Consider the following 12,723-nt stretch of genomic DNA (forward strand, 5'->3'; position numbering starts at 1 on the left):
CAATAAATATCTTCTTCAACATTACCTAGTTTTGAGGGAACGATTCCCTTACAATTTCATAGTCCGGTGGCGATAGCGAGAAGGTCACACCCGTTCCCATACCGAACACGGAAGTTAAGCTTCTCAGCGCCGATGGTAGTTAGGGGCTGTCCCCTTGTGAGAGTAGGACGTTGCCGGGCATACATATTGGAGGATTAGCTCAGCTGGGAGAGCATCTGCCTTACAAGCAGAGGGTCGGCGGTTCGATCCCGTCATCCTCCACCATTTTTTTGTGTTTATTTGCCGGCCTAGCTCAATTGGTAGAGCAACTGACTTGTAATCAGTAGGTTGGGGGTTCAAGTCCTCTGGCCGGCACCACTTGTACGAGCCATTAGCTCAGTTGGTAGAGCATCTGACTTTTAATCAGAGGGTCGAAGGTTCGAGTCCTTCATGGCTCACCATTTATATATGCGGGTGTGGCGGAATTGGCAGACGCACCAGACTTAGGATCTGGCGCCGCAAGGCGTGGGGGTTCGACTCCCTTCACCCGCACCATTTTTATTTTGAATATTTGCGGAAGTAGTTCAGTGGTAGAACATCACCTTGCCAAGGTGAGGGTCGCGGGTTCGAATCCCGTCTTCCGCTCCAATAAGTGCCGGGGTGGCGGAACTGGCAGACGCACAGGACTTAAAATCCTGCGGTAGGTGACTACCGTACCGGTTCGATTCCGGTCCTCGGCACCACTTATTGATGCGCCCGTAGCTCAATTGGATAGAGCGTTTGACTACGGATCAAAAGGTTAGGGGTTCGACTCCTCTCGGGCGCGCCATAAACGGGAAGTAGCTCAGCTTGGTAGAGCACTTGGTTTGGGACCAAGGGGTCGCAGGTTCGAATCCTGTCTTCCCGACCATTTTTATTACTCTTTTTGGGGCCTTAGCTCAGCTGGGAGAGCGCCTGCTTTGCACGCAGGAGGTCAGCGGTTCGATCCCGCTAGGCTCCACCAAAAACATTTTAAAAAAGTTATTGACATAACAAGTTAAGATGTTGTATGATTATAAAGTCGCTTCTGAAGCGAATGAGATTGTTCTTTGAAAACTGAACGAACGTAAAACGTCAAGCGTAATTCTAAAAAAGCTGATTTATCAGCAACAAAGCACCATAGGTGCAAATGAGCTAATCAAACACTTTATTGGAGAGTTTGATCCTGGCTCAGGACGAACGCTGGCGGCGTGCCTAATACATGCAAGTCGAGCGAATCTGAGGGAGCTTGCTCCCAAAGATTAGCGGCGGACGGGTGAGTAACACGTGGGCAACCTGCCTGTAAGACTGGGATAACTCCGGGAAACCGGGGCTAATACCGGATAATATCTATTTATACATATAATTAGATTGAAAGATGGTTCTGCTATCACTTACAGATGGGCCCGCGGCGCATTAGCTAGTTGGTGAGGTAACGGCTCACCAAGGCGACGATGCGTAGCCGACCTGAGAGGGTGATCGGCCACACTGGGACTGAGACACGGCCCAGACTCCTACGGGAGGCAGCAGTAGGGAATCTTCCGCAATGGACGAAAGTCTGACGGAGCAACGCCGCGTGAGTGATGAAGGTTTTCGGATCGTAAAACTCTGTTGTTAGGGAAGAACAAGTATCGGAGTAACTGCCGGTACCTTGACGGTACCTAACCAGAAAGCCACGGCTAACTACGTGCCAGCAGCCGCGGTAATACGTAGGTGGCAAGCGTTGTCCGGAATTATTGGGCGTAAAGCGCGCGCAGGCGGTTCCTTAAGTCTGATGTGAAAGCCCACGGCTCAACCGTGGAGGGTCATTGGAAACTGGGGAACTTGAGTGCAGAAGAGGAAAGTGGAATTCCAAGTGTAGCGGTGAAATGCGTAGAGATTTGGAGGAACACCAGTGGCGAAGGCGACTTTCTGGTCTGTAACTGACGCTGAGGCGCGAAAGCGTGGGGAGCAAACAGGATTAGATACCCTGGTAGTCCACGCCGTAAACGATGAGTGCTAAGTGTTAGAGGGTTTCCGCCCTTTAGTGCTGCAGCAAACGCATTAAGCACTCCGCCTGGGGAGTACGACCGCAAGGTTGAAACTCAAAGGAATTGACGGGGGCCCGCACAAGCGGTGGAGCATGTGGTTTAATTCGAAGCAACGCGAAGAACCTTACCAGGTCTTGACATCCTCTGACAATCCTAGAGATAGGACTTTCCCCTTCGGGGGACAGAGTGACAGGTGGTGCATGGTTGTCGTCAGCTCGTGTCGTGAGATGTTGGGTTAAGTCCCGCAACGAGCGCAACCCTTGATCTTAGTTGCCAGCATTTAGTTGGGCACTCTAAGGTGACTGCCGGTGACAAACCGGAGGAAGGTGGGGATGACGTCAAATCATCATGCCCCTTATGACCTGGGCTACACACGTGCTACAATGGATGGTACAAAGGGCTGCAAGACCGCGAGGTTTAGCCAATCCCATAAAACCATTCTCAGTTCGGATTGTAGGCTGCAACTCGCCTACATGAAGCCGGAATCGCTAGTAATCGCGGATCAGCATGCCGCGGTGAATACGTTCCCGGGCCTTGTACACACCGCCCGTCACACCACGAGAGTTTGTAACACCCGAAGTCGGTGGGGTAACCTTTTGGAGCCAGCCGCCTAAGGTGGGACAGATGATTGGGGTGAAGTCGTAACAAGGTAGCCGTATCGGAAGGTGCGGCTGGATCACCTCCTTTCTAAGGAATATACGGAATTGACTTGATGTTAGACTGTTCGTTCAGTTTTGAGAGTGCAATCTCTTTGATATGATTAAATACTTTACCGTGAAGTTATGTGGGCCTATAGCTCAGCTGGTTAGAGCGCACGCCTGATAAGCGTGAGGTCGATGGTTCGAGTCCATTTAGGCCCACCATTTTAACTTTAATACGGGGCCTTAGCTCAGCTGGGAGAGCGCCTGCTTTGCACGCAGGAGGTCAGCGGTTCGATCCCGCTAGGCTCCACCAACAAATTGTTCTTTGAAAACTAGATAATGTAATGAAGAAGATTACCGAGTAATCGCCACCTTAGTTATTTTCTCTCTATATAATAGAGTAGAGATACTAAACTTTTTTTAAAAACATACAACCGTGAGGGTTGTGAGAAGCCAGCAGTTCAAGGAAGCGAGCGAGGAAACACCGGAGTGTGCGTCTTGTGCACATGAGGATGTTGACGAGTGAGCTGACGCCGAAATGCGTAGCTTATCGCAAGCCGAACAATGGTTAAGTTAATAAGGGCGCACGGTGAATGCCTTGGCACTAGGAGCCGATGAAGGACGGGACTAACACCGATATGCTTCGGGGAGCTGTAAGTAAGCTTTGATCCGGAGATTTCCGAATGGGGAAACCCCCTATCCGTTATGGGATAGGATCCATACCTGAATACATAGGGTATGGAAGGCAGACCCGGGGAACTGAAACATCTAAGTACCCGGAGGAAGAGAAAGCAAACGCGATTCCCTGAGTAGCGGCGAGCGAAACGGGATTAGCCCAAACCAAGAGGCTTGCCTCTTGGGGTTGTAGGACATTCTATACGGAGTTACAAAGGAACGAGATAGACGAAGAGGTCTGGAAAGGCCCGCCATAGGAGGTAAAAGCCCTGTAGTTGAAACTTCGTTCCCTCCAGAGTGGATCCTGAGTACGGCGGGACACGAGAAATCCCGTCGGAAGCAGGGAGGACCATCTCCCAAGGCTAAATACTCCCTAGTGACCGATAGTGAACCAGTACCGTGAGGGAAAGGTGAAAAGCACCCCGGAAGGGGAGTGAAAGAGATCCTGAAACCGTGTGCCTACAAGTAGTTAGAGCCCGTTAATGGGTGATAGCGTGCCTTTTGTAGAATGAACCGGCGAGTTACGATTACATGCGAGGTTAAGTTGGACAGACGGAGCCGTAGCGAAAGCGAGTCTGAATAGGGCGAATTTAGTATGTGGTCGTAGACCCGAAACCAGGTGATCTACCCATGTCCAGGGTGAAGTCCAGGTAACACTGGATGGAGGCCCGAACCCACGTACGTTGAAAAGTGCGGGGATGAGGTGTGGGTAGCGGAGAAATTCCAATCGAACTTGGAGATAGCTGGTTCTCTCCGAAATAGCTTTAGGGCTAGCCTCATGCGTAAGAATCTTGGAGGTAGAGCACTGTTTGGACTAGGGGCCCTCATCGGGTTACCGAATTCAGACAAACTCCGAATGCCAAAGATTTATCCATGGGAGTCAGACTGCGAGTGATAAGATCCGTAGTCAAGAGGGAAACAGCCCAGACCACCAGCTAAGGTCCCAAAGTATACGTTAAGTGGAAAAGGATGTGGAGTTGCTTAGACAACCAGGATGTTGGCTTAGAAGCAGCCACCATTTAAAGAGTGCGTAATAGCTCACTGGTCGAGTGACTCCGCGCCGAAAATGTACCGGGGCTAAACGTATCACCGAAGCTGTGGATTGAACATCGTTGATGTTCAGTGGTAGGAGAGCGTTCTAAGGGCGTTGAAGCTAGACCGTAAGGACTGGTGGAGCGCTTAGAAGTGAGAATGCCGGTATGAGTAGCGAAAGATGGGTGAGAATCCCATCCACCGAATGCCTAAGGTTTCCTGAGGAAGGCTCGTCCGCTCAGGGTTAGTCGGGACCTAAGCCGAGGCTGAAAAGCGTAGGCGATGGACAACAGGTTGATATTCCTGTACCACCGTATTCTGTTTGAGTGATGGGGGGACGCAGGAGGATAGGGTAAGCGCACTATTGGATGTGCGTCTAAGCAGTTAGAGGGACCATGAGGCAAATCCCATGGTCATATACCTTGAGCTGTGATAGCGAGGGAAATTTAGTACCGAAGTTCTTGATTCCACACTGCCAAGAAAAGCCTCTAGCGAGGAATAAGGTGCCCGTACCGCAAACCGACACAGGTAGGCGAGGAGAGAATCCTAAGGTGAGCGAGAGAACTCTCGTTAAGGAACTCGGCAAAATGACCCCGTAACTTCGGGAGAAGGGGTGCTCATTAGGGTGTTAAAGCCTTGATGAGCCGCAGTGAATAGGCCCAGGCGACTGTTTAGCAAAAACACAGGTCTCTGCGAAGCCGCAAGGCGAAGTATAGGGGCTGACGCCTGCCCGGTGCTGGAAGGTTAAGAGGAGAGGTTAGCTCACGCGAAGCTTTGAATCGAAGCCCCAGTAAACGGCGGCCGTAACTATAACGGTCCTAAGGTAGCGAAATTCCTTGTCGGGTAAGTTCCGACCCGCACGAAAGGCGTAACGATCTGGGCACTGTCTCAACGAGAGACTCGGTGAAATTATAGTACCTGTGAAGATGCAGGTTACCCGCGACAGGACGGAAAGACCCCGTGGAGCTTTACTGTAGCCTGATATTGAATTTTGGTACAGCTTGTACAGGATAGGTAGGAGCCTTAGAAGCCGGAGCGCTAGCTTCGGTGGAGGCGTCGGTGGGATACTACCCTGGCTGTATTGAAATTCTAACCCACATCCCTTATCGGGATGGGAGACAGTGTCAGGTGGGCAGTTTGACTGGGGCGGTCGCCTCCTAAAGAGTAACGGAGGCGCCCAAAGGTTCCCTCAGAATGGTTGGAAATCATTCGTAGAGTGTAAAGGCACAAGGGAGCTTGACTGCGAGACCTACAAGTCGAGCAGGGACGAAAGTCGGGCTTAGTGATCCGGTGGTTCCGCATGGAAGGGCCATCGCTCAACGGATAAAAGCTACCCCGGGGATAACAGGCTTATCTCCCCCAAGAGTCCACATCGACGGGGAGGTTTGGCACCTCGATGTCGGCTCATCGCATCCTGGGGCTGTAGTCGGTCCCAAGGGTTGGGCTGTTCGCCCATTAAAGCGGTACGCGAGCTGGGTTCAGAACGTCGTGAGACAGTTCGGTCCCTATCCGTCGTGGGCGCAGGAAATTTGAGAGGAGCTGTCCTTAGTACGAGAGGACCGGGATGGACGCACCGCTGGTGTACCAGTTGTCTTGCCAAAGGCATCGCTGGGTAGCTATGTGCGGAAGGGATAAGTGCTGAAAGCATCTAAGCATGAAGCCCCCCTCGAGATGAGATTTCCCATAGCGCAAGCTAGTAAGATCCCTGAAAGATGATCAGGTTGATAGGTTAGAGGTGGAAGTGTGGCGACACATGTAGCTGACTAATACTAATCGATCGAGGACTTAACCAAACAGGCGATTACTCAATAAATATCTTCTTCAACATTACCTAGTTTTGAGGGAACGATTCCCTTACAATTTCATAGTCCGGTGGCGATAGCGAGAAGGTCACACCCGTTCCCATACCGAACACGGAAGTTAAGCTTCTCAGCGCCGATGGTAGTTAGGGGCTGTCCCCTTGTGAGAGTAGGACGTTGCCGGGCAAGATAAAAGAGCACATCACTTGTATGTGCTCTTTTTTGTCGTGCTATAATGAATTCGTTTATTTAAATGGACAAATAACATCTACACAATCTAAACATAATATAAATTTAATGAATGAACCTATATTTCATACGTTTGAGATTTAGAAAAAAAGGGGAAAATTAATAATACTACTTCGTTGCAACATTTCACACAAATCATGTATAATTTATGTCAAATATAGTCAAAGTCAGATAGGGGGAGGCCGGGTGAAAAATATATCAGATATTATTGAAAAATATCTTAAAGAAGTCTTGGAACTTAGCGAAAGGGAAATTGTTGAAATTAAGCGGAGCGAGATCGCTGATAAATTTCAATGTGTCCCATCTCAAATAAATTACGTCATAAATACTCGGTTTACAGTTGAAAAAGGCTATGCTGTCGAAAGTAAACGTGGCGGTGGTGGTTATATAAGAATCACCAAAGTGCAAGCTTATGATTATGTTGATTTAATTAATCAATTGATTAGGATTGTACGTGATCGTATTTCACAAAATAGTGCTGAAAATATTATAAACAGATTAGTTGAAGAAGAGATTATTACTACTCGAGAAGCGAAGATTATGTTAAGTGTCATTGACCGTTCAGTTCTTTACTTAGAGTTACCCTATAGGGATGAGTTAAGAGCAAGGATGCTTGTTGCGATGCTAAATACATTGAAATATAAGTAGGCTGTAAAGTATGGAGGGGTGAAACAGATGATATGCCAAGAATGTAATCAGAGACCTGCGACTCTACATTTTACAAAAATTATGAATGGCGAAAAGGCTGAGTTCCATTTATGTGAAAAATGTGCCCAAGAACATGGGGATATGTTTATGTTAAATAATGGATCTGGATTTTCTATTAATAATCTATTGAGCGGATTATTTAATATAGATACAAGTTATGCAAATAACCAAGCTCAGTTAAATAAACAAGCGCAGGTAGTACAGTGTGAGCAATGCTCGATGACCTTTCCTCAATTTGTTAAAGTCGGGAAATTCGGATGTGCCCACTGTTATGAATCTTTCCGAGCACAGTTAAAGCCAATTATTAAAAGGCTTCATAGTGGTAATTGGAATCATAATGGAAAAATCCCTACAAGAATGGGTGGAGATATCCATTTGAAAAAGCAAATTGAGGATTTAAAAATAAACTTGAAAGAACTTATAACTAAAGAGGAATTTGAGAAAGCAGCAGAGACAAGAGATGCAATACGTCAATTGGAAAAAGAAATGAAAAACCATCTAGAGGGAGGGGAATGAACTTGTCTTTAGAAAGGTTTATCAATCAGGCTGTCAGCTCTTGGATGAGTGCAGAAGGTCCTGATTCTGATATCGTACTTAGTTCTAGAATTCGTTTAGCTCGCAATATTAAACAGGTTAATTTTCCAACAATCTTTTCCCATGATGAAGCTAAACGTGTGATAGAGATCATTAAAGCAAGAATGGAAAAATCGACTTTTGATACTTATGGTGACTTTTCGTTATTGCAAATGGATGATTTACAACCATTGCAAAAAAGGGTGCTGATGGAAAAACATTTGATTAGTCCTCATTTAGCAGAAAACGCTAGTCATGGTGCCTGCCTACTTACTGAAAATGAAGAGGTTAGCATTATGTTGAATGAAGAAGATCATATACGTATACAGTGTTTATTTCCAGGCTTCCAATTATCAGAAGCATTAGAAGTTGCAAACCAAATTGATGATTGGTTAGAAACTGAGATTGATTATGCATATGATGAACAGGTAGGGTATTTAACTAGTTGCCCAACGAATGTCGGTACAGGTCTCAGAGCATCTGTCATGATGCATTTACCAGGATTAGTATTAACTCATCAAATGAATAGAATCATTCCAGCAATTAACCAACTTGGATTAGTTGTTAGAGGAATTTATGGAGAAGGTAGCGAAGCATTAGGTAATATCTTTCAAGTTTCTAACCAAATCACATTAGGGAAATCAGAAGAAGATATTGCTGAGGATTTAAAAAGTGTTGTGGAGCAATTAATTTCGCAGGAAAGGTCAGCAAGAGAAGCATTAGCGAAAACCTCTAACATACAATTAGAAGATAGAGTCTTCAGATCCTATGGTATTTTATCTAATAGCCGAATCATTGAATCAAAAGAAGCGGCTAGATGTTTATCGGATGTTCGCCTTGGAATAGACATGGACTATATACAAGGCATATCAAAAAATATATTAAATGAATTAATGGTTTTAACACAACCAGGATTTTTACAGCAATATGCTGGAGGCCCATTACGACCGTTTGAACGGGATATTCGTAGAGCTTCTCTTATTCGAGAAAGATTAAAAATGGAAGATCAAGAGTTGGGAGGATGATGATAGATGATGTTTGGACGTTTTACTGAGAGAGCACAAAAAGTATTAGCATTAGCACAGGAAGAAGCCATTCGCTTAGGACATAACAATATTGGGACTGAGCATATACTTCTAGGGTTAGTAAGTGAAGGTGAAGGAATTGCCGCTAAAGCACTTTATGCCTTAGGTCTAGGTTCAGAAAAAATTCAAACGGAAGTTGAAAATCTAATAGGTAGAGGGCAAGAGGCCTCCCAAACACCGCATTATACACCAAGAGCAAAAAAAGTAATTGAATTATCAATGGATGAAGCAAGAAAATTGGGCCATTCCTATGTGGGAACTGAGCACATTTTACTTGGTTTAATTAGAGAAGGTGAGGGTGTAGCTGCAAGAGTACTTAATAACCTTGGCGTAAGTTTAAATAAGGCAAGACAGCAAGTACTACAATTACTTGGTAGTAGCGAGTCTAACGGGCATCAAGGCAGCTCTTCAGCCAATGCAAATACACCAACACTAGATGGTTTAGCGAGAGATTTAACTGCCATTGCACGTGAAGGAAGCTTAGATCCAGTTATTGGACGTAGTAAAGAGATTCAACGTGTAATTGAAGTATTAAGCAGAAGAACAAAAAATAACCCCGTATTAATTGGAGAACCTGGTGTGGGTAAGACTGCGATAGCAGAAGGCCTAGCTCAACAGATCATAAATAATGAAGTGCCGGAGACGCTACGTGATAAACGTGTAATGACTTTAGATATGGGTACGGTAGTTGCAGGTACTAAATACCGTGGTGAATTTGAGGATCGCTTGAAGAAAGTGATGGACGAAATTCGTCAGGCGGGCAACATTATTTTGTTCATCGATGAATTGCATACATTAATTGGTGCTGGTGGAGCAGAAGGTGCGATTGATGCATCAAATATTCTAAAGCCATCACTTGCGCGTGGAGAGCTACAGTGTATTGGAGCGACGACGCTAGATGAGTATCGCAAATATATTGAGAAGGATGCAGCGCTTGAGCGTAGGTTCCAACCAATTACGGTTGATGAGCCGACTGCAGATGAGTCCGTACAAATTTTAAAAGGACTACGTGACCGTTATGAAGCCCATCACCGTGTGACAATTACGGATCAAGCCATCGATGCGGCAGTTAAATTATCAGATCGTTATATCTCTGATCGTTTCTTACCAGATAAAGCGATTGATTTAATTGATGAAGCAGGCTCAAAAGTTCGCCTACGTTCTTATACAACGCCTCCGAATCTCAAGGAGTTAGAAGTTAAATTAGAAGATGTAAGAAAAGAAAAGGATGCAGCTGTTCAAAGTCAAGAGTTTGAGAAAGCAGCATCTTTAAGAGACAATGAACAAAGATTAAGAGAAAAGTTAGAAGAAACTAAGAAAACATGGAAAGAAAAGCAAGGGAAAGAAAATAGTGAAGTGACGGTAGAGGATATTGCCAATGTCGTCTCTAACTGGACAGGAATTCCAGTTACTAAATTGGCACAAACTGAGACCGAAAAACTATTGAATTTAGAAGAAATCTTACATTCGCGCGTAATTGGCCAAGAGGAAGCAGTAAAGGCGATCTCTAAAGCAGTTAGACGGGCAAGAGCCGGTCTTAAAGATCCGAAGAGACCAATTGGTTCTTTCGTTTTCCTAGGTCCAACAGGTGTGGGTAAGACAGAACTTGCTCGTGCCTTAGCTGAAGCGATGTTCGGTGATGAGGAAGCGATGATTCGCATCGATATGTCTGAGTATATGGAGAAACACTCCACATCTAGATTAGTTGGTTCACCTCCAGGTTATGTTGGATTTGAAGAAGGAGGCCAATTAACTGAGAAAGTACGTAGAAAACCGTATTCAGTTGTTTTATTAGATGAAATTGAGAAAGCCCATCCGGATGTATTTAACATTCTTCTGCAAGTCTTGGAAGATGGACGCTTAACAGATTCTAAAGGACGTACAGTCGATTTCCGAAACACGGTGCTTATCATGACGTCAAATGTTGGTGCCGAAGCACTTAAGCGTAATAAATATGTAGGCTTCAATATTCAAGATGATGAGCATGATTACAAAGATATGAAAGGTAAGGTTATGGAGGAATTGAAAAAGGCCTTCAGACCTGAATTCTTAAACCGTATCGATGAGATTATTGTCTTCCATGCATTAGAAAGAAAGCATCTGCAAGAGATTGTTACACTCATGTCCGATGCCTTAACGAACCGTTTAAAAGAACAGGATATTACATTATCCCTATCTGAATCTGCTAAGGTAAAAATCTCAGAAGAAGGCTACGATCCAGAGTATGGTGCAAGACCGCTTAGAAGAGCGATCCAAAAGCATATTGAAGATCGCTTATCTGAGGAATTATTAAGAGGAAAAGTGCTTACTGGTCAAGAAGTAGTAATCGATGTTGAGGAAGGCGAATTTGTCGTAAAAACAGCCGAACCAACTGGCACTGCCCAAAAATAATGAAATGTTAGAGAGAAGGTACACGCTAATCAATAGTGTGTACCTTTTTTGATAACAACAAATTTTCTTCCAATTATATGTTAACCTTTGAATACAAACGATTCCATTGATATAGTAAGAAATATAAATGTGTTGTACGAAAGAGAAGGAGAATGAAGATTGGCGAAAAGAAAATCAAAATTCATATGTCAAGAATGTGGTTATGAATCGGCAAAGTGGATGGGGAAATGTCCCGGATGCGGTGTATGGAATAAAATGACGGAAGAGATAGAGAAACCTGCTAACTCGAGAAGAGGGGCTTTTGCACATACACAAGAGACAACGATTAGAGCAAAAGCGACTCCGATTCCAAAAATTGAAACAGTCAATGAGCCACGTATTTATACGGAAATGAAAGAGTTAAATCGAGTCCTTGGTGGTGGGGTTGTTAGAGGATCTCTCGTTTTAATAGGTGGAGATCCTGGGATTGGAAAATCAACACTACTGTTGCAAGTTTCTTCACAATTATCTAATAAACAGCATTCTGTACTTTATATTTCTGGAGAAGAGTCGATAAGACAAACGAAGCTACGAGCTGACAGATTAAATATTTCATCAGAACATCTACTTGTTTATGCAGAGACAAGCTTAGAAGAGATTAGTCAAACGATTGATGAGGTGAAGCCGGAGTTTGTTATTATTGACTCCATTCAAACTATTTATCACCCGGAAGTGACCTCGGCCCCTGGTAGTGTTTCACAGGTAAGAGAGTGTACGGCTGAGCTTATGAGAATCGGGAAAACGAAAGGGATTGCGATCTTTATTGTTGGACATGTAACGAAAGAAGGATCGATCGCCGGTCCTAGGTTGCTGGAACATATGGTGGATACGGTGCTTTATTTTGAAGGGGAAAGGCATCACACGTATCGAATTTTAAGAGCAGTCAAAAACCGATTTGGTTCTACGAATGAAATGGGTATATTTGAAATGAAAGAATTAGGTTTAGAAGAAGTGGCAAACCCATCAGAGATTTTTTTAGAAGAACGATCACAAGGAGCAGCGGGTTCAACTGTTGTGGCTTCAATGGAAGGAACTCGGCCCGTTCTTGTAGAAATACAAGCATTAATATCCCCTACGAGTTTTGGTAACCCAAGAAGGATGGCAACAGGGATTGATCATAACCGTGTGCCGCTATTAATGGCGGTATTAGAGAAACGGGTCGGTATGTTGTTACAAAATCAAGATGCGTATTTGAAGGTTGCTGGAGGGGTAAAACTAGATGAGCCAGCAATTGATTTGGCAGTTGCAGTTAGTATCGCATCAAGCTTTCGGGACAAGCCAACAAGAGCAACAGATTGCATTATCGGTGAGGTGGGCCTCACTGGAGAAATAAGAAGAGTTTCAAGAATTGAACAGCGAGTCCAGGAGGCTGCGAAACTAGGATTTGAGCGTATTATTTTACCAGCGAATAATTTGAGCGGCTGGACAGGTCCTAAAAATGTTCAATTGATTGGCGTTCACTCGGTTAGTGAAGCACTTGAAGCTGCATTAGGAGGGTAAGCAT

General features: G+C 44.8%; 5 protein-coding genes, 11 tRNA genes and 4 rRNA genes. All 20 read left to right on the forward strand.

Going from position 1 to position 12,723, the window contains the following annotated elements; all coding sequences use genetic code 11:
• The first annotated feature begins 62 nt into the window (after nt 1–62).
• The 20 genes from rrf (MKY26_RS17815) to radA all read left to right on the forward strand — a co-directional run bounded on the left by rrf (MKY26_RS17815) (nt 63) and on the right by radA (nt 12,719).
• Nucleotides 63–179, forward strand: a 5S ribosomal RNA gene (rrf, locus tag MKY26_RS17815).
• Between the two features lie 9 nt (nt 180–188).
• Nucleotides 189–264: transfer RNA gene (locus MKY26_RS17820), tRNA-Val, on the forward strand.
• Nucleotides 265–281: 17 nt separating this feature from the next.
• Nucleotides 282–357: transfer RNA gene (locus MKY26_RS17825), tRNA-Thr, on the forward strand.
• A gap of 7 nt (nt 358–364) precedes the next feature.
• Nucleotides 365–440, forward strand: a tRNA-Lys gene (locus tag MKY26_RS17830).
• A 9-nt stretch (nt 441–449) separates the two neighbouring features.
• Nucleotides 450–534 (forward strand) — tRNA-Leu (locus MKY26_RS17835).
• Between the two features lie 18 nt (nt 535–552).
• A tRNA-Gly gene (locus tag MKY26_RS17840) sits at nt 553–627 on the forward strand.
• Between the two features lie 6 nt (nt 628–633).
• Nucleotides 634–722: transfer RNA gene (locus tag MKY26_RS17845), tRNA-Leu, on the forward strand.
• A gap of 9 nt (nt 723–731) precedes the next feature.
• Nucleotides 732–808, forward strand: a tRNA-Arg gene (locus MKY26_RS17850).
• 4 nt (nt 809–812) lie between these two features.
• A tRNA-Pro gene (locus MKY26_RS17855) sits at nt 813–889 on the forward strand.
• A gap of 17 nt (nt 890–906) precedes the next feature.
• Nucleotides 907–982: transfer RNA gene (locus MKY26_RS17860), tRNA-Ala, on the forward strand.
• A gap of 183 nt (nt 983–1,165) precedes the next feature.
• Nucleotides 1,166–2,714, forward strand: a 16S ribosomal RNA gene (locus MKY26_RS17865).
• Nucleotides 2,715–2,813: 99 nt separating this feature from the next.
• Nucleotides 2,814–2,890, forward strand: a tRNA-Ile gene (locus tag MKY26_RS17870).
• Nucleotides 2,891–2,905: 15 nt separating this feature from the next.
• Nucleotides 2,906–2,981, forward strand: a tRNA-Ala gene (locus tag MKY26_RS17875).
• A 253-nt stretch (nt 2,982–3,234) separates the two neighbouring features.
• A 23S ribosomal RNA gene (locus MKY26_RS17880) occupies nt 3,235–6,168 on the forward strand.
• Between the two features lie 75 nt (nt 6,169–6,243).
• A 5S ribosomal RNA gene (gene rrf, locus MKY26_RS17885) occupies nt 6,244–6,360 on the forward strand.
• Together the 16S, 23S and 5S rRNA genes with 11 tRNA genes alongside form the textbook arrangement of a ribosomal RNA operon.
• Before the next feature lie 249 nt (nt 6,361–6,609).
• On the forward strand, nt 6,610–7,071 hold the full coding sequence (locus MKY26_RS17890; RefSeq protein ID WP_095371254.1) for a CtsR family transcriptional regulator: 462 nt from the start codon (nt 6,610–6,612) through the stop codon (nt 7,069–7,071).
• 27 nt (nt 7,072–7,098) lie between these two features.
• Nucleotides 7,099–7,647 carry a UvrB/UvrC motif-containing protein gene (locus tag MKY26_RS17895; protein WP_095371253.1) on the forward strand — a complete coding sequence of 183 codons (549 nt, stop codon included), beginning with the start codon at nt 7,099–7,101 and terminating at the stop codon, nt 7,645–7,647.
• Between the two features lie 2 nt (nt 7,648–7,649).
• Nucleotides 7,650–8,729: a protein arginine kinase gene (locus MKY26_RS17900; RefSeq protein WP_095371252.1), complete on the forward strand. Its 1,080-nt coding sequence runs from the start codon at nt 7,650–7,652 to the stop codon at nt 8,727–8,729.
• A 6-nt stretch (nt 8,730–8,735) separates the two neighbouring features.
• Complete coding sequence (gene clpC, locus MKY26_RS17905) at nt 8,736–11,180, forward strand: ATP-dependent protease ATP-binding subunit ClpC (protein WP_095371251.1); 2,445 nt, start codon at nt 8,736–8,738, stop codon at nt 11,178–11,180.
• Between the two features lie 159 nt (nt 11,181–11,339).
• Complete coding sequence (radA, locus tag MKY26_RS17910) at nt 11,340–12,719, forward strand: DNA repair protein RadA (protein ID WP_095371250.1); 1,380 nt, start codon at nt 11,340–11,342, stop codon at nt 12,717–12,719.
• Nucleotides 12,720–12,723 lie beyond the last annotated feature (4 nt).

This window comes from Cytobacillus sp. FSL R7-0680 (assembly GCF_038009245.1).
GTDB classification, from domain to species: Bacteria; Bacillota; Bacilli; order Bacillales; family Cytobacillaceae; genus Cytobacillus; species Cytobacillus kochii.